The 19,933-nt window shown below is 65.0% G+C and carries 13 protein-coding genes and 1 pseudogene; 11 read left to right on the plus strand and 3 right to left on the minus strand.

Features of this window, described 5'->3' with window-relative positions; genetic code table 11:
- Nucleotides 1-14: 14 nt before the first annotated feature.
- From QM596_RS16180 to QM596_RS29715, 3 genes are all read left to right on the plus strand, one after another.
- The gene (locus tag QM596_RS16180; protein WP_283309416.1) at nucleotides 15-1,103 is read left to right on the plus strand and encodes an isochorismate synthase; all 1,089 of its coding nucleotides are present in this window, start codon (nucleotides 15-17) and stop codon (nucleotides 1,101-1,103) included.
- Between the two features lie 129 nt (nucleotides 1,104-1,232).
- On the plus strand, nucleotides 1,233-1,406 hold the full coding sequence (locus QM596_RS16185) for a DUF2613 domain-containing protein (RefSeq protein WP_003945488.1): 174 nt from the start codon (nucleotides 1,233-1,235) through the stop codon (nucleotides 1,404-1,406).
- 43 nt (nucleotides 1,407-1,449) lie between these two features.
- On the plus strand, nucleotides 1,450-5,784 hold the full coding sequence (locus tag QM596_RS29715) for an alpha-(1->3)-arabinofuranosyltransferase (protein WP_349307324.1): 4,335 nt from the start codon (nucleotides 1,450-1,452) through the stop codon (nucleotides 5,782-5,784).
- A gap of 23 nt (nucleotides 5,785-5,807) precedes the next feature.
- Here QM596_RS29715 and QM596_RS16195 read toward each other — a convergent pair.
- Nucleotides 5,808-6,857, minus strand: a pseudogene (locus tag QM596_RS16195) (acyltransferase family protein); the annotation flags it as partial.
- 216 nt (nucleotides 6,858-7,073) lie between these two features.
- Here QM596_RS16195 and pgfA point away from each other — a divergent pair.
- Complete coding sequence (pgfA, locus tag QM596_RS16200; RefSeq protein ID WP_064443181.1) at nucleotides 7,074-8,207, plus strand: cell envelope lipid trafficking protein PgfA; 1,134 nt, start codon at nucleotides 7,074-7,076, stop codon at nucleotides 8,205-8,207.
- Nucleotides 8,208-8,376: 169 nt separating this feature from the next.
- Complete coding sequence (locus QM596_RS16205) at nucleotides 8,377-9,333, plus strand: ABC transporter substrate-binding protein (protein ID WP_283309420.1); 957 nt, start codon at nucleotides 8,377-8,379, stop codon at nucleotides 9,331-9,333.
- On the opposite strand, the gene QM596_RS16210 is transcribed toward QM596_RS16205, so the two are convergent.
- On the minus strand, nucleotides 9,314-10,540 hold the full coding sequence (locus tag QM596_RS16210) for a lipopolysaccharide biosynthesis protein (RefSeq protein WP_283309422.1): 1,227 nt from the start codon (nucleotides 10,538-10,540) through the stop codon (nucleotides 9,314-9,316). The genes QM596_RS16205 and QM596_RS16210 overlap by 20 nt on opposite strands.
- Nucleotides 10,541-10,573: 33 nt before the next feature.
- Between QM596_RS16210 and QM596_RS16215 the strand changes: the two genes are divergently transcribed.
- Entirely contained in the window at nucleotides 10,574-12,313 is a 1,740-nt protein-coding gene (locus QM596_RS16215) for an MmpA family trehalose lipid delivery protein (RefSeq protein WP_283309424.1), read from the plus strand.
- On the opposite strand, the gene QM596_RS16220 is transcribed toward QM596_RS16215, so the two are convergent.
- Nucleotides 12,260-13,474: a glycosyltransferase family 4 protein gene (locus tag QM596_RS16220; RefSeq protein WP_007734528.1), complete on the minus strand. Its 1,215-nt coding sequence runs from the start codon at nucleotides 13,472-13,474 to the stop codon at nucleotides 12,260-12,262. The two genes, QM596_RS16215 and QM596_RS16220, sit on opposite strands and share 54 nt — an antisense overlap.
- A 173-nt stretch (nucleotides 13,475-13,647) precedes the next feature.
- On the opposite strand from QM596_RS16220, the gene QM596_RS16225 reads away from it, so the two are divergent.
- The 5 genes from QM596_RS16225 to QM596_RS16245 all read left to right on the plus strand — a co-directional run bounded on the left by QM596_RS16225 (nucleotide 13,648) and on the right by QM596_RS16245 (nucleotide 19,258).
- Entirely contained in the window at nucleotides 13,648-14,418 is a 771-nt protein-coding gene (locus tag QM596_RS16225; protein ID WP_003945692.1) for a class I SAM-dependent methyltransferase, read from the plus strand.
- A gap of 4 nt (nucleotides 14,419-14,422) precedes the next feature.
- Complete coding sequence (locus tag QM596_RS16230; protein ID WP_283309425.1) at nucleotides 14,423-15,310, plus strand: ROK family protein; 888 nt, start codon at nucleotides 14,423-14,425, stop codon at nucleotides 15,308-15,310.
- Nucleotides 15,311-15,449: 139 nt separating this feature from the next.
- Nucleotides 15,450-16,637 (plus strand): phosphotransferase family protein, encoded by a 1,188-nt coding sequence (locus QM596_RS16235; protein ID WP_283309426.1) that lies wholly within the window; start codon nucleotides 15,450-15,452, stop codon nucleotides 16,635-16,637.
- 1 nt (nucleotide 16,638) lies between these two features.
- Nucleotides 16,639-17,808, plus strand: a complete 1,170-nt coding sequence (locus QM596_RS16240) for an Rv3169 family protein (RefSeq protein WP_283309427.1) — start codon at nucleotides 16,639-16,641, stop codon at nucleotides 17,806-17,808.
- Nucleotides 17,809-17,812: 4 nt separating this feature from the next.
- Complete coding sequence (locus tag QM596_RS16245) at nucleotides 17,813-19,258, plus strand: aldehyde dehydrogenase (protein WP_003945530.1); 1,446 nt, start codon at nucleotides 17,813-17,815, stop codon at nucleotides 19,256-19,258.
- The last annotated feature ends 675 nt before the right edge of the window (nucleotides 19,259-19,933 follow it).

The following is a 19,933-nucleotide window of genomic DNA, read 5'->3' on the forward strand; positions in this document are numbered from 1 at the left end:
GTGTCGAAAGCACCATGGACGGTTTTGTTCTCTCGCGCCCCGATCACAGCGTGGTCACCCGCGGCGTACGACGCAGCTTCGACAGCTCCGACGCGGCCACCCACGCTCTGTCGGCAGGTACGACAAAGCTGATCGTCGGAGCGCTCCCCTTCGACCCCGCTGCCGCAACGGCGTTGTACGAACCTGCCGAGGCGACGATCGCGTCGCGGCCGTGGCAACCGCTCGATCCCCAGGCCCTGCCCACGACCCGGGTTGACCGGGAGATCCCGTCGTCGTCGGAGCATCTTCGTCGAGTGGAAAAGTTGATCGGACGCCTCCGCAGTGGAGAGATCGACAAGGTTGTCGCGGCTCGCACTGTGGAACTTCGCACGCAGACCCCGATCTCCCCGACCGCGCTCGCCGCTCGCATGGCGGCGCTCAATCCCGTCGCCAACACCTTTGCCGTCGACCTCTCTGCTGCGGGAGCCGAATTCGAGGGCCACAGCCTGGTCGGCGCGACGCCCGAAGTATTGGTCAGTCGACGCGGGCGCGTCGTGACGTGTCGCCCGTTGGCCGGGACCACAAAGCGATCCGCCGACGCCGATCAAGACCGCGAGGCAGGCGAGAGCCTTCTGCATTCGACGAAGAATCTGGCCGAGCACGCCTTCGTGACGGCGTGGATCCGCGAGGTCCTGCACCCGATGTGCAGTGATCTGTCGGTGCCGGCAACTCCCGAACTGACCAATACTCACGAGGTCTGGCACTTGGCCAGCCCGATCCGCGGCACGCTGCGAAACGACACTACTGCGCTCGACCTCGCCATCGCTCTGCATCCGACGCCCGCGCTGTGCGGAACACCCACCGACGTGGCGCTGAAAGTCATCCGCGAGACCGAGGAGCCTCGCCGTTTCTACGGCGGCGCCGTGGGATGGTGCGACGGGGCCGGTGACGGCGATTGGGTGGTTGCCATCCGCTGCGCCGAGATCAGTGCAGACGGCCGCAACGCCTGGGCCAGCGCGGGTGGTGGAATTGTCGCCGAATCGGATCCGCAGGACGAACTCGACGAGACGTCCACGAAACTGCGCACTCTGTTGACCGCGCTTGGTGCCGAAACCCTCGACTGACCAGCACGTCACGAGGGTAATCGTCCGGATTCTCGAGTGCGGGTGATACCTTGACCCGAGCAGTTCGTACGGGCCGGTAAGTCCGTCCGACCGCGAACGACCGACTAACGACCAATTGGGAGATCCGCGATGACGAAGTTCCTTGTCCCCGGTGTGGCCAGCGCTGTCATCGGTGCCGTTCTGGGTGCCGGCGTCATCTTCGGTGTCACGGCCGCCGCGTCGGACAACACTCGTCCCGAGATCGACCGCAGCGGAAACGCAGATTCTTCCGTGCTGAACCAGGTTGAGTACGGCAGCCGCTGAGAGCGCAGGCCTCGCGAGTTCCCGTTCTTCCGCCGACGGGGCGGTGTCTTCGGTAGACACCGCCCCGTCGGCAGAGCCCCTGTCGAAGCGGTGGCTGTTCGGCGCCTCCGTCGTAGCGTTTCTTCTCACTTTTCTGCAATCGCCGGGTCTGATCACCGCTGACACCAAGTACGACCTGACGCAGAATCCGTTCGGTTTTCTCGAACGCGCGTCGCATCAGTGGAGTAGTCAGGCCCCGCTCGGCCAGGTTCAGAACCAGGCCTACGGATATTTCTTTCCGCACGGGCCGTTCTTCGCGCTCGGCGAGTTGGCGAACATTCCGCCGTGGATCACCCAGCGCATCTGGTGGGCGCTGCTTCTGATCGCAGGATTCTGGGGCATCATCCGAGTTGCCGAGGCTCTCGGTATCGGCAGCCGTAGTTCGCGCGTCATCGCAGCGGTTGCCTTTGTTCTTTCTCCCCGCGTGCTGACCACGCTCGGTTCGATTTCCTCGGAAACCCTGCCGATGATGTTGGCGCCGTGGGTGTTGTTGCCGGTGATTTTGGCCTTCGGCCCTGTGCGTGGAAAAGGAGTCCCTGGACTCCCTAACCACTCACGGGGGTTGAGGCGGTTAGCCGCACAATCCGCGCTTGCCGTCGCGCTCATGGGTTCGATCAATGCCGTCGCCACCGCCGCGGCCTGCCTGGTCGCGATCATCTGGTGGCTCTCGCACAAACCCAACCGAACATGGCTGACGTTCACCGCGTGGTGGGCGCTGTTCGTCGCTCTCGGCACGCTCTGGTGGATCGTGCCGCTACTTCTGCTCGGCAAGATCAGCCCACCGTTCCTCGACTACATCGAGTCCGCCGGTGTCACCACGCAATGGGCGTCGCTGGCCGAGATACTTCGCGGCACGGACAGTTGGACCCCGTTCGTCTCCCCCGAACGCATTGCCGGCGCCGTCCTGGTCACCCAGCCCGCAGCAGTTGTCGCCACCGGTCTGGTTGCCGCCGCCGGCCTCGCCGGGCTCTGCATGCGGTCCATGCCTGCTCGCGGCCGGCTGACGCTCATCCTGTTCGTCGGTATCACCGGCCTGGCCGCGGGATACGTTGGTGAACTCAGCTCACCGGTGTCGGAGTCGGTACGCCTGTTCCTCGACTCGGCGGGCGCGCCGCTGCGCAACGTCCACAAGCTCGAGCCGTTGGTCCGTCTGCCGCTGGTGCTCGGACTCGCACACCTGCTGGCCAAAGTGCCACTACCGGGATCGGTTCCACTCGCCCGATGGCGCCGCGCGTTCGCCCATCCCGAGCGCGAACCGATGGTCGCACTGACCAGCCTGATCCTCGTTGCCCTCACCCTCTCCACCGCCTTGGCCTGGACGGGAAAGCTCGCTCCCCGCGGTGCGTATCCGGACGTTCCCTCGTACTGGAACGAAGCAGCGCAGTGGCTCGAGGACAACACATCCCCCGGATCGGAAGCCGAACGTGCCCTCGTCGTCCCGGGAGCGCCCTTCGGCAGCCAGGTCTGGGGTCTGACGCGTGACGAACCGCTTCAGGCTTTGGCGAGTACGCCGTGGGCGGTGCGTGACTCGGTCCCGCTGACCCCTCCCGGCGCCATCCGAGCGCTCGATTCCGTGCAACGTCTCATCGCCGACGGACGTCCGTCGGACGGCCTCGCACAGACCTTGCTTGGGCAGGGCATCCACTACCTGGTGATGCGCAACGACCTCGACGGCGAAACGTCGCGCTCGGCCAGGCCGATACTCGTGCACCAGGCGGTCGAAGGCTCGCCGGGGATCGAGCGAGTCGCCCACTTCGGTGAAGACGACAGCCCCGAACCGATCGAAGGGCTGGTCGCGGACAGCGATCTGCGTCCCGGTTACCCGGCCATCGAAATCTTCGAGGTCACCCCGCCCGACGGCACCCCGGCGGTCAGTGGCCCGTACTCCGTCGACCTGAACCAGGTTCCGCGTGTACAAGGTGGGCCGGAATCGTCTGTGCGACTTCACGAAAGCGGGCTGGTTCCGGGGACCGGGCCGATGATTCTCGCCGCCGACGCCGAAGCTGCGGGACTGCCCGTCGATTCTGTCACCGTCACCGACACACCGCGCGATCGAGAAACCGATTTCGGTCAGGTCGACAACCACAGTTCCGCCCTGCGCACCCCTGACGACGCTCGTCGTACCTACAATCTGGTGCCCGACTACCCGGTTGCGAACACGCCTCTCGTGGAAGGCCGTTGGAGCGGAGCTTCGATCACCGTTTCCAGCGCCGCCTCAGATGCCACCCAGCTGGGCGGCACTTCACCGTCGAGCAGTCCCGCGTCGACGGTCGACGGCGATCCGGCCACCGGCTGGTTCAGCAACGGCATCGAGCGCGCACTGGGCCAGTGGTTGCAGATCGACTTCGACACACCGATTTCCAGTGGGTTGCTTCATCTGACCACCAGTGCCGCGGCAATCGGAGCTCCCGTCAAATGGCTCGAGGTCTCGACACCGAACGGCAGCACGGCGGTGAAGGTGGAGCGTCCCGGTGAGCCCATCACCGTCTCGATTCCGGGTGGCAACACTCCGTGGGTACGCGTCACAGCGACTCACACCGAAAACGGATCGCCTGGAACACAGTTCGGCATCAGCGAACTCTCCGTCGAAGACTTCTCCGATCGCAGCGCGCCGAAGACCGTACCGATCCGTTTCGACACGGTCCTGCCGAGCACGCCGACGGGCGCATCTGTGAACGCGTGGAACCTGAGCCAGGAGTTCCCCGGCCGCAACGCGTGCGCCGACTCGACGGACCGCGTGCGGTGCAGCAATGCATTCATGGCGATACCCGAAGAGCCGAGCCGCTTCCAGCGCACGCTCACGGTGCCCGAAAACACAGTCGTTGCACCGACACTGACTGTCCGAGCGCGTCAGGGCAACGCCCTCGAAGACCTGCTTTCCGTCCCCGGCCGAATCACGGCTTCGGGTTCGAGCGACATCGGCGACACACGCGGATCTGCCTTCGCTGCCACCGACGGCGACGCACGCACCACGTGGTCGGCGCCGCAGAGCACCACAGAACCGGGCGGCCCGAAACCGACGCTGACTCTCAATCTTCCCGAGCCCACCCTGGTCACCGGCCTGGACATCACACGGGGACTTGGCACTCTGCCGTCGCTGCCGACCAGCGTCGCGGTGAATCTCGGCAACGGGCCGCAGGTGCGAGAGCTGCCCGAACCCTCGGACGACACGCCTCGAACCAGTCGAGTTACCCTCTCCCCCTTCGTCACCGACAAGATCGTCCTGAGCATAACCGCTTGGGAACCGGTCCTCGATCAGACGGCGCTCGGCTTCGCCCAGGCGCAGCCCACCGGCCTCGCCGAGGTCGGCGTCGTCGGTGCCGACGGAACCCCGATCGCCGGTTCCGGAGTGCAGGGCGCAGAATCATTCGACAACCGCACCGTCACCGTCACCTGTGGCGACGGCCCGACCATTTCGGTTGCCGGACAGCAATTCCCCACCTCGATCACGGCGACGGCCACGCAACTTCGGACCGGCGCACCCGTCGAGGCACGTGTGTGCGGTCTGGACGCTTCGGCGACTTTGCCGGCGGGACAGCCTGAAGTGGTCGTCGAACCAGGCCCCGCATTCTCGGTCGACAATCTCGATCTGACGGCGGTCGGTCCTTCAGCCGCGCAACGGAATACACCGCTCGAATCGACCGCGTGGACGGCGAATCACCGCGAACTCACCGTCACGAGCTCGTCCGCCGATCAGCTGATCGTCAATCCCGAGAGCACCAGCATCGGTTGGATCGCCACGGCGCCGGACGGTTCCGAGCTGACGCCGGTGGTCGTGAACGGTTGGCAGCAGGGCTGGATCGTGCCGGCAGGCACCGCGGGAACCGTCACCATCGACTTCCCCAGCGACCGTTGGTACCGCCTCGGCATCTTCGGCGGGCTCGTGTTGCTGATCCCGCTGTTGTTCGCGGCTCTTGTCCCTACTCGCCGAGAGCCCAAGCCCCTCACACCACCCCGACCGTGGCGCAGCGTCGCGGCAGGATGGGTGGGCATGCTCGCGGCGGCCACCGTCATCGGCGGCGGAGTGGGAGCGGCGATCGCAGTTGTGTGCTCGATCCTCGGACTTGCCGCGCTGCGAATCTTCGGCCCGGCTCGGACCGCACGCATTCTCGTCGGCACCGCCGGCGTGGCCGCGATGATCGGCATCACGCTGCTCTCGACCGGACCGTGGCGGGCGCCGGGCGGCTATGTGGGCGACTCGTTCGCGATTCAGTTCTCGATGTTGGTGGCCTTGGTCGTGACCGGGTTGGCCGCGTTGCCCTTCGCCGGTTCACCGATGTGGCGGCGCTTCTCCCACCGCGTGACCGCGACGCGCGCCGGTTCCTCCACCAAGGCGTAACTGGCCGAGGCCACAGCGACGCTCAGGACGACCGTGAGGGCCAGGACGTAGAAGAAGCTGCCCGAGAACGGAACTATGCCGAATACGGGGAACACAGCGTTCAGTACGGCCAGGTGCCAGATGAACAGGCCGTAGGACCAGCGTCCGATTGCCAGCGCCAAAGGACTGGCCAGGAACCGATGCTGCGATTGATCGCGCAGAACCAGTGGCGCGATCAACGAGAAGCTGATGATCGCACCGAGTGCAATCTTGATCGCGTACTGCCACGGCTCGGGCCGCACCAGACCTTCGGGCCCGGCCAGATCGGTGCACGAGAGAACGAAGGCGAGAAAGGCAATCAGGGTCAGGAGTACCCGACGGTGCGCGAGGCGATGCACCCATGTCGACGGGCCCACTGCCAGCTCGGCCAGCACCATGCCGGCGCCGAACCACGGCAGGTAGCCCGGCAACCAGTTGTCGTGGTGGATAGCGTCCGGCGTCGGAATCGGAATGAATGCCCACGTCAAGGCCAAGACCGACACCCCGAGCAGAAGCGGCAGCCGGAACCGGACCGAGTTTCCTCGTAGTCGGACCATCAGATACGCGAAAAGCGGCAGCAGAACATAGAACGCCACCTCGACCGACAGGCTCCACATCTGCGTGAGGCCCTCGGTGAGTGTCAACGGCACGAAGACCTGCGCCAACCCGAGATTCGCCAACCACACTTGGTAGCCCCCGCCGGCACCGGGCAGGAACAGCAGGATCAGGACCACTGCCACCCAGTACGCCGGCAGAATGCGCGTCGCGCGGGAGATCCAGTACCGGACGGTCGACTGCGGCTGCCCGATTCCGCGGGCCTTTGCCGCGTGGGGGCGCCACAGGAGAAATCCGGACAAGGCAAAGAACACCGCTACGGCGAGATCGAGTCGACCGAACGCGCGCCCGATCGCGCCGGACTGCGCTTCACCGGTTTGGAACGCGACATGGGTGACGAGGACACCGAGCGCCGCCAATCCACGCATACCGTCCAAAGCCGGAACGAAGCCCCGAGCCTGTGGCGGGACCGTCTGAGGGGAATTCGTGGAACTGATCATCACGGATAAGTGTGCACCCCAGGCCGATTGAGGGAAACCACCAGGGACTCACAACAAAATGCCTGGCCAATTCATGCCCTCATGCGACAAACCGGGCCGGTGGACTGTTAGTGTTCTGCCACACATGGTGTCCATCGGGGGCCCCATGCGATCTGCGCAGCTCATATTGTGCCGGTTGGGGAACCTCGAAAGACTTAACGGGTTAGGAGTCACAGCATGGCGGAACGCTCAGGGCCGAGCCGGATACTTCCTTGCATTCTGGTGGGCCTCGGTGCCTTCCTTTTGGCCATCGCCATCCTCATTCCTACCTACACGGTAGGCAAGCTGGAGAAGACGCCACTCGACCTCGAGGTGACCACCGTCGCCACAGGCACCGGTAGCGTCCTCAACTCGGCGGCCCTCCTCGCCGGTAAGGCCCAGGTCGACAACAACGTGCCGATCGTCGCTCAGCGCTACGTCACCACGCAGGACCCGTCCGACGCCGACATCATCACCGTCGAAGCCGGCCAGACCGTCCGTCGTACCGACAAGCAGGGCGACACCGGACTGCTGACCGCAACCCTGGACCGCGTCACGCTCGATCGCGTCAGCTCGATGCCGACCAACGATCCCGTCGGAACCGTCCAGACGTCCAGCGACCAGCCCGCCGAAGAAGTTTCCCGCGACGGTCTGCAGTACAAGTTCCCGTTCAACACGGAACAGAAGAGCTACCCCTATTTCGACCTGAACGCTCGCGCCACGAAGGACATCGACTTCGTCGAAGAGACCGAGATCAACGGTCTGAAGGTGTACCACTTCCAGCAGACGATCGATCCCGTCGACCTGTCGAAGGTCGTCAACTCCCCCACCAACAAGCTGAGCCTGCCCGCCGACACCTGGGGCGTTCCCGGTGGCGCTACCCCGATCACGATGACGCGTTGGTACACCAACGTCCGTGACCTGTGGGTCGAGCCCAAGACCGGTGTCGTCGTCAAGGGCCAGGAGCAGTTGCACCAGTACTACGGACGCAACAAGGACTCGGTCGACGTCGAGGTTCTCAAGGTCACGCTGCCCTTCGACGAAGCAACCATCGAGTACCAGGTCCAGCAGGCACGTGACGGCATGGACAAGCTCTCGCTGTTCGGCCGCACAGTCCCGATCGTGGCAGGTGTCCTCGGTGTCATCGCGCTGATCGCCGGTATCTTCCTCGGCATTCGCGGCGGCAAGGGCGGAACTCCGGCCCGCGCTGCACACGGCGGAACGAACCAGAATCCCAGCGGCCAGGGCTCGCCCGAGCCGGCTCCGGGTGAGCACGACTGGACCTCGGACGACACTCAGGTGATCCCGCGTCCGGATCTGCGCAAGGACTGATTCAGACAGTAAGCAGAGCGCCCCTTCCACACGGAAGGGGCGCTCTGCTGCGTTTCGGGGCTTTGTTGCCGGATCGGCGTACGGATTGGCGCAACGGGTCGTTCCCTCCGCGTGGTCGCGGGCTTAGCGTTTTCTGGAAGTCCAGACCACCCCGAACACGAGGAGCCACATGCCCGCATCAACAGTTCTGGGTTCGCACATCTGTGTCAGCGATCTGACACGTCGGAGATTTGTTGTCGGCACGGCTGCATTCTCCGGGCTGTTCGCCGCCGGTTGCGCGAGGTCCGCCGGTACCGAGGGCGATTCGGCCGGGATGCGCACGGTCACGACCTCGCTCGGAACCTACGACATTCCGGTCACCCCGAAGCGCGTCGTCGCCATCGACTCCCGACTCGACCTCGAACCAGCCGTTGCGATGGGCCTGCCGGTCATCGCGTACAGCTTCGACGCCGCCGAGCCGTGGGTACCGGCCGATCCCACGGCACAGGTGTTCGAGGCACCGGTCAACGTCGAGGCAATTCTCGCGCTGGAACCGGACCTGATCATCTGCACCGACATCGGTGAGGCCTCCGACATGTGGCCGCTACAGCAGTTGAGCCAGACAGCGCCTGTGCTTCCGATGGACTTCACGCGCCCGTGGCGCGAGAACATCGATCAGCTGGCGAGTTGGCTGAATCGCACCGAGAACCCCGACGTCCGTCAGGTCATCGGAGCGTACGAGGACAAGGCAGCCGGATTGAAGGAACGTCACGCCCCGAGCTTGGCGAGCAAGCAGATCGTGCTGCTGAACTACGTGAATCAGAAGGTCAACGGCGTCAACCGCAAGGGCATCTCCACGCAGGTGGCCGAAGACCTCGGCGTCCAGCTCCAGTGGCCGGTCGAGGGACAGAAGGAGATCTCTACCGAAAACCTCGTGACTGCTCTCGACTCGGCAGACGGAATGATCGTCACCACCGCGCCCGGCGTGGATCCCGTCAGCGACGACCGCGCGATGTGGAACCGTATCCGCACAGTACAAGGCGACAACGTCGTCTACACGGGTGGGAACATCAACTACGGATCCGTCTACACCGCGATGCGTACGCTCGACTACTTCGACGATCTGTTCACGCGTCTGGAGAACTGACGCCGGTGTGAGGTGCCGGCCGGGCGCGGTCGGCACTTCGCACTGCGGCGACGGACACCGCCAACGCCGTCGTCGACGCAACCACCACGGCGACGCCGATCAACTCTCCCGGCGTCTTCGCCCACACCAGCATCACCGTCGCCTCCACGGCCAGTCCTGCCCACGCCAGAAGGGCCACTCGTGTGCGTTCTGACGCGATTGCGGACAGCAAAGCACCCTGGAGTACCGCCAGCGCTGCACCGTGCAGGGCGAAGGCCCACAGCATCGGAGCCACGGCGGCGTACGCGTCGCCCACGAGCATCGGCACCAGCGGGCCGGCAACCGCCGCCCCCAGAACCAACACGGCGCCGATACCGACGAGCACCGCCAACGCCGAGCGAACCGCTTGCGCCGAGTGCGCCGGATTCGCCATCTTCGGGTACAGCACGACGCCCACTGCCTGTGGCAGCCAGAACGCCACCTTCGTCGCGACGGCTCCGAGTGCGTAGACACCGGCGTCGTACTCGCTGAGGACGACGCGGACGATCAGCAGGTCCAGCGAAGACAACGCGATCAGCGCGAGCTGAACCTGCGACGCCGCGAGCACGGAGACGACGCCGATACGCACCGCACGGTCCTCGCTCACCGAGACGGTTCGGTCGACCACTCGAACTATCGCCACCAGCAACGCAGTTCCGGCCGCGCCCGCGACCAATGCCGCGCCTGCCCCGCCACCGAAAGCCAGAACGATCACTGCCGGAAGGACTTTCATCACCCCGGCTCCGGCCAGCACGGCGCTGAGAGTGCCGAATCGACCGTGACCCTGCAACAACCCCTGCTCCGTTGCCAGTAGAACCAACATGGGCGCGGTCACCAATGCCGAGAACGACGCCACGATTCCGGTGTCGAGCAGCCACGCCATCGCCGGAGCGAGCGCAACCGCGAGGACGGCGACGATCGCGGTGCATCGATACCCCAACGACCGCAACGCATCTGTGCTCTTGCCACGCACCGCCTCGCGGGCGACCACCGTCTGCAACGCCAAAGCCGGAACCGCAAGTACCAACTGGGCGGCAAGCAGACTCGCGAACTCTCCGTAGCCGACCGGACCCAACCATCGGCTGGCCAACCATGCCAACAGGTACGACGCGACATTGGCCGTCATCGATCCCACCAAAACCATGCCGACCCCGGCCGCGGCGGCGCGATCGAGTGGTTGGCGAGGCATGGCAGTAATGATGCACCACGTATCGTGCGCGTCATGACAGTGCAAGCCGGATACCGCCGTTACCTGCCTGCGGCGTACAGCCTGGCGCTGGCACTGTTGATCCTCGGACCGCTGCTCGGCCCCGGCTACCTCCTGCTGCGCGACGCCGTCAGCACGCCGCGCTCGTACTTGACCGACTCCGCCCTCGGACTCACCGACGCCGCAGCCCGCGCCGTTCCCCAGGACGCGCTGATCGCAGCGTTGAGCACCGTGATCGACGGCGGACTGGTGGTCAAGTTCATCCTGCTCGTGGCGCTCTGGCTCGCCGGTTGGGGTGCGGCGCGCATGGTCGCCGTCCTGCTGCCGACGGCCGGTCTCGGTCCACAACTGGTCGCGTCGACGGTGATGCTCTGGAACCCCTACGTGGCCGAGCGCCTGTTACAAGGACATTGGAGCCTGCTGACCGGTTATGCCGCACTGCCGTGGATCGTGTGTGCCGGAATCGGAGTTCGCCGAGCCACGCCCGGGTCCTGGTGGGCGTTGGCCGCGTCACTGGCATTCGCGGGCCTGACACCTACCGGCGCTCTGCTCGCTCTGACGGCCGCGCTGGTGGTGGTAGCCACCCCCGGAGGCCGAACCTCGGCCATGCGGCGTGTCTGCGGCGCTATCGGGCTGTTCCTCGTCGCCGCCTCGCCGTGGTTGGTCGCCACCTTCGTATCCGGAGCAGCAGGCGACGGTTCCGATCCAGCGGGAGTCGCCGCCTTTGCCGCCCGAGCAGAACCGGGACTCGCGACGCTCGGCAGCCTCGCCGGGCTCGGCGGTATCTGGAACTCGGCAGCGGTACCGTCCACGCGCACAACACTCTTCGGCTTGGTCGGAACAGTTCTTCTGCTTGTCGTGGTGTTTGCCGGTGTGCCCGCTCTATGGCGCCGACGCCGGAACCCCGTTGTCAGTGGACTCGGCGCGCTGGCCCTGTTCGCGGTGCTCGCTCCGACCCTGGGCGCTACCCCGTGGGGGCTCGACGTCGGCCGATGGTCGGTCGAGGTGTTCACCGGCGCCGGTCTACTGCGTGACGCCCAGAAGTGGGTCGCGCTGGCCGTACCGTTCTACGCACTCGCTGCCGCCGCCGCGGTGATGTGGGCGGGCAATCGGTTCTCCCTTCCCCGCCCGACATTCTCGATCGCCGCCGTCGTGGTGACGATCGTGGCGCTACCGGATCTGGTGTGGGGTGTCGGCGGCGCGTTGAAGCCCGTGCCCTATCCCGGGTCCTGGACCGTGGTGGCCGAGCAACTACGAGACGAAACCGGTGACGTTGCAGTGCTTCCCGCCGGGATGTTCCGCGCCTTCCCCTACAGCGGTGATGCGCCGGTACTCGATCCAGCACCACGCTTCCTACCCCTCGACGTGCTGCAGACCGGCCAACTGGTGGTTGCCGGTGGTGCTGTCGGCGGCGAGGGGACTCGGGCAACTCGGGTCGAGGACCTACTGCTGGCCGGCGGAAGTCCTACGCAGTTGGCCGATCTCGGAGTCGGATGGGTACTGATCGAGCGCGGGACACCAGGTCAACTCGGCAACTCGGCAACCACGCTCGACGGCTTGGAACAGGTCTTCGCCGACGACGATCTCGCGCTATTCCGAGTACCGGGAGACATTGCCACGCAGGAAGCCTCGACCGGTGCCCGAACTGCCGTCGTAGTTGCGCATCTCGCGTGGATACTGATGGGTGCGATCGCGCTGATCTCAGTCGGACTGAACCAGAACCGAATTCGACTCGCGTGGCGCGGCCAGTCCTGAGACCCACCGACCGTCCTTGTGCGCGGTCAGCACCTCGAGCACTCCGGTGCCGGTCTGCTCCCAGGAGAACTCACCGGACCACACCCGAGCTTTCTCACCGAGCACCATGCGAAGTTCGTGGTCGCGGAGCAGAGTGCCGGCAGCCTGCGTCAGATCGGCGATGTCGCCGTCGCCGGCGTTCTCGCCCCCGACCAGAAGGCCCGTCACTCCGTCGACGATCGAGTCGGTCAGACCCTTCGAACTGCGGTAACCGATCGTCGGAACACCGTGCTGCGCAGCCTCGATGACCGCCAGGCCCCACCCTTCCTTCCGCGAAGGCATGAGGTGGATCCACGATTGCGCCAGCAGTTCGTGTTTGCGAGCCTCGTCGACGTGGCCGTAGAACGAGACGGCGTCACCGATCCCCAACTCGGCGGCGCGATCGCGCAGGTTCTGCTCCCACCAACCACCACCGATGACGTCGAGATGGATGTCCGGAAGCGTCGGCCGCAGGGCTGCGACCGCTTCGAGTGCGTCCTCGATCTGCTTGTGCGGCACCAGCCGTGAGAGAACCGAGATGGTGGGACGCTCGGCCCTGGTGATCGATCCGCCCGCGTCGACGCCGACGGGGAGCCGATCGGCACCGTTACGCACCACGGCAATTCGTTCGCGCTCGACACCGAGGTCCACCAATTCTTCCGCTGAGGGAAGCGACACCGTCAGATACTGACTACGTCGATGGGTGCGCGGTGACAATCGCGATTCGACCCACCAGCCGATCCGGCCGACGAGCTTGCCTGCCACCGGCCACTGTTCGCGATGGCAGTGATGGACCAGAAGCGTGACCGGTGCACCCGCCACGGTCTTCGAGAAGAAGGGGATGCCGTTCTGGGTGTCGATCACCGCGTCGGGGCGGATGCCCTTGAGCGATCCGAAACCCAGACGTCCGGCGGCAATGGCGGCCAGAGCGCGGGGGTACACGCTGAAACGTCCACCGGCCCGGCTGATGGTGATGCCGTCTCGAACCTCCGACGCGGGCGCCCCGGGATACGAGGCCGTCCGCAGCGTCACCTTGATACCGCGCTCGGCCAACTGGGATCCGACCTGCTCGAGGTAACGCTCGCTTCCACCGCCCTGGGGATGCCCGGTATCGCGCCAGCAGAGCAACAGAACCTCGCGCACGTGCGTTACTCCCTGAGTTGGTCGGTGGCCACCCCGGTTCGGGCGATCCTGCGGGATGCCCCGCCTGACCGGCCGGTAACCCTGCCGAACACCCTAACTGTTCGAGCGTCCGTATTGCCGCGCTCCTGACGGTGTTCGTGGACCGGGTGCCCCAGTGGCTAAAGTTGCTACCCGTGACCAAGCCCGCAGTGACCCGCATTTTCGGCCGACGGGCAACCCTGAAACGCTCGTTCGGCCTGCTCAGCGACTTCCGCCACGAGCAGTCCGCGCCCGACATCTTCTACGGCGCGCTCGCGCGCGACTCCGTCGAATTGATCTCGGACCTGCACGAAGGTCACACCGGACGATCCCTCGACGGTCTCACCGTCCTCGACGTCGGCGGTGGTCCGGGCTATTTCGCGGAGGTCTTTCAAGCCGCAGGTGCCCGCTACATTCCCGTCGAACCCGATCCGTCGGAGATGCATGCTGCGGGTCTGACCGTGGGCGGCGCGGTGCGTGGATCCGGTTTGGCACTGCCGTTCCTGGACTCGTCCGTGGACATCTGCTTCTCCTCCAACGTGGCCGAACACGTCAGCGAGCCCTGGCTGATGGCCGAGGAAATGCTGCGCGTGACCAAGCCCGGCGGCTTGATGGTTCTCTCGTACACCCTGTGGTGGGGTCCGTTCGGCGGCCACGAAACCGGACCGTGGCACGCGCTGGGGGGCGAGTACGCAGCCAAGCGGTACCTACGCAAGACCGGACGCGAACCGAAGAACAGATTCGGGGTCTCGTTGTTCAAAGTCGGCGCCACGGACGGCTTACGCTGGGCCCGTGGAACCAGCCAGGGCACGTTGCTCGCCGCGATCCCGCGCTACCACCCGTCGTGGGCGTGGTGGATGGTCCGAGTCCCCGGGCTGCGGGAGTTCCTGGTGAGCAACCTCGTCGTGGTTCTCGAAAAGCGATAGCGACATGCGCCTCGCAGTCGACATCGGTGGTACCAAGATGGCTGCCGGGGTCGTGTCCGAGGACGGCCGCGTTCCCGTGTTCGACAGCGTGCCGACGCCGCAGACCGACCCGTGGAGAGCGTGTGCGGCGCTGCTCGAACGAGTCGCAGACGGCCGAGAGGTCGACGGTGTCGGCATCGCGTGCGCCGGGCCGGTGGACACCGTCGCCGGCGTCGTCGCTCCCATCAACATCACCGAGTGGGCACAAGGATTCGAGCTCGTAGCGGGCGTCCGCAGTGTCTTTCCCGATGCCGGAACCGCCCTCGCCATGGACGGAGCCGCAGCGGCATTGGCGGAGTTCCACCACGGCGCCGGACGCGGAACCCCGAACCTCCTGAGCCTGGTCGTCTCGACGGGAATCGGCGGAGGAATCGTTCTCGGCGGTGAGATTGCTCGGGGTCGCACGGGGAACGCCGGTCACATCGGCCACCTCGTCGTTCCAGGATCTGCCGAACCGTGCAGCTGCGGGGGCGTCGGCTGCCTCGAGACGGTGGCAAGTGGACCGTCCGCGGTGCGATGGGCTCGTAGCCAGGGCTGGTCGGGGAACACCGGCCGTGAACTAGCCGAGGGTGCACGCAGCGGCGACGCGATCGCCGTGGACGCGCTTCACCGTGCAGGCACGGCGCTCGGTGGTGCCATCGCCTCGGCGGCTGCCCTCCTGGACGTGGACCTCGCGGTGATCGGCGGCGGTTTCGCCCAGTCGGGTACACCGCTGTGGGAACCGATGCTCGACGCGGCTTCCCGACATGCCCGTTTGTCGTTCGTCGCCAGGCTCCGGATCGTTCCCGCCGAGCTGGGTGGCGCCGGAACTCTGACCGGTGCGGGCTTGCTCGCGCTCACCGCCGTTATCTGACACGCGTTCTTCCCCGATAAATCCGCAGGGAGTCCCACTAAACGGGTGCCACCTGTTCCCAATTTCTGTAACGTGTTTTAGTGTTCTGACTCACACCGTTACGGGCATTGCACGTGACGCCTACGGGAAGGAGGTGACCGTGAGCCCAGACGCTTCCTCATCTGACGTTGCCTCGACTGCTTCTTCGACCGATGAAACCGAGCATCACGCCCAGGTCGCCCGACCGAGCGATTCCCTCCGCGACACCGAAGACCTCCGTGAGCGCCTGGAACGGTGGATGGCCGGCAAGGTGCCGAGCGGATCCAATGTGACCGTCGCCGACGTCACCTTGCCCGCAGCCAACGGCATGTCCAGCGAAACCATCCTCTTCGACGCCACCTGGGACGGCGAACATCATCCCTTGGTCGCTCGGGTGGCACCGACGGAATCGACCATGCCGGTCTTTCCTGCCTACGATCTCGAATCCCAGTTCCGCACCATGGCTCAGGTGCGCGAGCACTCGGCGGTACCTGTGCCCGCGGTGTACTGGTCCGAATCCGACCCGCACGCGTTGGGTGCGCCGTTCTTCGTGATGGAACGCATCTCCGGCGACGTGCCGCCAGACGTCATGCCGTACAACTTCGGATCGTGGGTCACCGAAGCGTCCCCCGAGCAGCGAAAGACCCTCCAGCGCAGCTCGGTCGACGTCCTGGCTAAGTTGCATGCCATCGACAAACCTGGTGAGCGTTTCGACTTCCTCCGACTCCCCAATTCGGGAACGACTGCACGAGAAGCATTCACGGCGCACATCGCCGAGCAGCGCGCGTACTACGAGTGGGTGGTCTCCGACGGGATCAGATCACCGCTCATCGAACGTGCCCTCGACTGGATCGAGGAGAACAATCCCGCGGACGATTCTCCGGCCGTGCTCTGTTGGGGCGACTCGCGCATCGGCAACGTCATGTACCAGGACTTCGCGCCGGTAGCCGTACTGGACTGGGAAATGGCAACTCTCGGCCCACGAGAGATGGATCTGGGCTGGATGGCATTCCTGCACAGGTTCTTCGAGGACATCGCCGGACTTGCGAACCTACCCGGCCTTCCCGACTTCCTTCGACTGCCGGATCTCGCGCAGACCTACGCCGAGATCACCGGCCACACCCCACACGATCTGGAGTTCTACGTTACGTACGCTGCACTTCGCCAGGCGGTGATCATGTGGCGAATCCAGGCCCGTGCCATAGCTTTCGGCCAGTCACAGCGACCCGAAGACCCTGACGACATGATCATGCACCGCGCTTCGCTGGCCACCATGCTGGACGGTACCTACTGGGAGAGGTTGGCCTGACATGCTCTCACCGATGGACGACTATCCCGTTCACCAGATCGCCGAACCGATCCGTCACGTAGCCACCTCGGATCGAAACTTCTACGACCGCTACTACTTCAACTGCTACCCCACCGAATCCCCCGACGTGTTCCTCATCGTCGGACTCGGCCAGTACCCCAACCTCGGCGTCATGGACGCCTTCGCGGTACTGCGCCGCGGTGACGACCACATCGTTGCTCGTATGTCGAAGGCTCTGGGCGCCGACCGCACCGACACCACCGTCGGACCTTTGCGCGTCGAAGTGCTGGAAGGACTGCAGAAGCTCCGCGTCGTCCTCGAACCAGGCAGCGAATACGATCTCTCCTTCGACATCACCTTCGACGCCACCATCCCGGCGGCGCTCGAGCCCAAGCACTTTCGCCGTCAACTCGAACGAGTCACGTTCGACACCTCACGCTTCCTGCAGACCGGAACCTGGACCGGATCGCTCACCGTCGACGGGGAGGAGTTCGCGATCGACCCGAAGACGTGGCGGGGGAACCGCGACCGCTCGTGGGGTGTGCGTCCGGTCGGTGAAGCCGAACCGCAAGGCAGACGCGCCGTCGACGGAATCCAGAACTTCTTCTGGATCTACGCGGTCATGCAGTTCGACGAGTTCACGATCTCGGTGATCATGCAGGAAGACGAGCAGGGCAGGCGCATCGTCGAAGAAGCCATGCGAGTGTGGCCGGACGAAGCCAGGGACAACGAATGGCTCGGCCGACCCGAACACGAACTGACGTTCTGCCCCGACACCCGCGACGTCACCGGGGCGAGAGTCACCTTCCACCGGCCGGGCGGTGAAGTCCTGACCGTCACCTGCGAACTGTTGCTGGCCAACTACATCGGAATCGGCACCGGCTACGGGCTCGAACAGGACTGGCGTCACGGAATGTGGCAGGGCGAACTCGTCGTACAGGGACTGCGCCACAAGGTCCACGAGATCGAACCGTTCCAACGCATGTTCTCCCCCGTCGACAATCTCGCGTCCTTCACTCTCACCGAAGGCACGAACACCAACACCGGCACCGGCCTTTTCGAGGTAGCCGCCATCGGACCGCACGAGAAATACGGATTCACCAGTTTCACCGACACCGCACAGGCAGACGACGCGTATGCCCTCGCGGCGACCGACAACACCGAGGAATGAATTGATGACTGACTACGACAAGCTCTACATCGGTGGAGCATGGGTGGCCCCGGCCACCGACCAGGTACTCGAAGTGTTCTCTCCCGCAACGGAGGAGCGCGTCGGCAGCTGTCCCATCGCAGCACCGGCAGACATCGACGCGGCCGTGTCCGCAGCCCGCGCGGCGTTCGAGGGACCGTGGTCACGCACCACCCCCGCCGAGCGCGGCGCGATCCTCGCCAAGGCCGCCAAGCTGATCGAAGAGCGCAGCGCGGAGATCAACCAGCTCATCTCCAACGAGATGGGCCAGCCGCCCGCCATGGTCGGCATGATGCAGCAGACCCCGTCGATGGCGACGCTGGGCTACTACGCCGAGCTGGCCGACAAGTTCGCGTGGGAAGAGAAGCGCACCGGCGCATTCGGGCAGACCAAGGTGACCCGTGAGCCCGTCGGCGTCGTCGCCGCCGTGCTGGCCTGGAACGTCCCGCTGTTCCTGGCGATCAACAAGCTGGCCCCCGCACTGCTCGCCGGCTGCACCGTACTGCTCAAGCCCGCACCCGAATCCCCTCTCTCCGTCCACGTGATCGCCGAGATCTTCACCGAGGCAGGTGTTCCCGAAGGCGTCATCTCCGTGCTCCCCGGCGGAGCCGAGACCGGCGAATACCTGGTCTCTCATGCGGGCATCGACAAGATCACGTTCACCGGATCCAGCGCCGTCGGTCGCAAGATCGGTGCCATCGCCGCGCAGAACCTCAAGCGCTGCTCCCTCGAACTGGGTGGCAAGTCCGCCGCGATCATCCTCGAGGACGCCGACATCGCCGCCGGAATGCCGATGCTCGTCATGTCCGGCCTGATGAACACCGGCCAGGCCTGTGTCGCTCAGACCCGAATCCTCGCTCCCCGTTCGCGTTACGACGAGGTCATCGAGGGAATGAAGACCGCGGCAGGCTTCATGACCGTCGGCGATCCGTCCGATCCCGCAGCACAACTCGGCCCGCTGATCTCCGAGAAGCAGCGCGAGCGCGTCGAGGGCTACATCGCCAAGGGCAAGGAAGAAGGCGCGCGCGTAGTACTCGGTGGTGGACGTCCCGCCGGCCTGGACAAGGGCTGGTACGTCGAGCCGACGATCTTCGCCGACGTGGACAACTCGATGACCATCGCACGCGAGGAGATCTTCGGACCCGTCCTCTCGGTGATCCCGTACGACTCCGAGGACGAGGCCATCAAGATCGCCAACGATTCGGATTACGGCCTCGCCGGATCGGTGTGGACCACCGACATCGATCACGGACTCGAAGTTGCCGCGCAGATCCGCACGGGTACCTACGCGATCAACTGGTACGCCTTCGATCCCGGATCACCGTTCGGTGGTTACAAGAACTCCGGTATCGGACGCGAGAACGGACCTGAGGGCCTCGAAGCCTTCTGCGAGACCAAGTCCGTACTCATGCCGCCCGGCTACGTGGGCTGACCCACCCGGGAGTTGGCACCCTTTGCTGACAGTTGGCACCCGTTCCGACCTGCCGGAACGGGTGCCAGCCCCATGAAATGGGTGCCAACTCCCAGCGAATACACAGATCCACCCGGTACCGTCGAAAACGAATCAGTCATCTCACAAAGGACATTCATATGCTCACCAACGCCATCAACGCTTTCCTCGCACTCTGGGGCAGCGCCTCCGTCGGCAGCAGTGGATACCAGATCCCGCCGGGAACCCTTCCCTTCGGTTCCTGAGACATGAATGTTTGAAGCCCGCCGATTGGTCAATCGGCGGGCTTCAAACGTAATCGAGGCACCATTCAGGCCAGTCCACGCTCCCGACGAAGCGCATCCTCCATCTGCTCATACTCGCGACGCGCAGAATCCCGTTCCAGGATATGACTGCCGTGCGTGCAAAGCTCGGGCGCTCGAACTGCAGGGATGAATATGGAAACGGGCCACGTGAGACCAACTGCTAGAAATCCGAACATTCCTGTAAATATCGCCTCTGTCGAGAAAAAGGAGCGATACACTCCGTGTTTCCTTCTCCAGTAAGACGTCCCTATTGCCCGACCGATTACAGCATAGGAGATGAATGCAATGAATCCGACTACTACCATGTCCATTGAATATCCTCTCGACCGATTGATAACGAATATTTTTCGCC

The organism is Rhodococcus sp. IEGM 1406, assembly GCF_030056745.1.
Taxonomy (GTDB): domain Bacteria; phylum Actinomycetota; class Actinomycetes; order Mycobacteriales; family Mycobacteriaceae; genus Rhodococcus_F; species Rhodococcus_F erythropolis.

Coding starts and splice junctions, on each gene's coding strand:
- QM596_RS16180 (WP_283309416.1), top strand. CDS start 15: ATGGACGGTTTTGTTCTCTCGCGCCCCGATCACAGCGTGGTCACCCGC.
- QM596_RS16185 (WP_003945488.1), top strand. CDS start 1,233: ATGACGAAGTTCCTTGTCCCCGGTGTGGCCAGCGCTGTCATCGGTGCC.
- pgfA (WP_064443181.1), top strand. CDS start 7,074: ATGGCGGAACGCTCAGGGCCGAGCCGGATACTTCCTTGCATTCTGGTG.
- QM596_RS16205 (WP_283309420.1), top strand. CDS start 8,377: ATGCCCGCATCAACAGTTCTGGGTTCGCACATCTGTGTCAGCGATCTG.
- QM596_RS16210 (WP_283309422.1), bottom strand. CDS start 10,540: ATGCCTCGCCAACCACTCGATCGCGCCGCCGCGGCCGGGGTCGGCATG.
- QM596_RS16215 (WP_283309424.1), top strand. CDS start 10,574: ATGACAGTGCAAGCCGGATACCGCCGTTACCTGCCTGCGGCGTACAGC.
- QM596_RS16230 (WP_283309425.1), top strand. CDS start 14,423: ATGCGCCTCGCAGTCGACATCGGTGGTACCAAGATGGCTGCCGGGGTC.
- QM596_RS16240 (WP_283309427.1), top strand. CDS start 16,639: ATGCTCTCACCGATGGACGACTATCCCGTTCACCAGATCGCCGAACCG.
- QM596_RS16245 (WP_003945530.1), top strand. CDS start 17,813: ATGACTGACTACGACAAGCTCTACATCGGTGGAGCATGGGTGGCCCCG.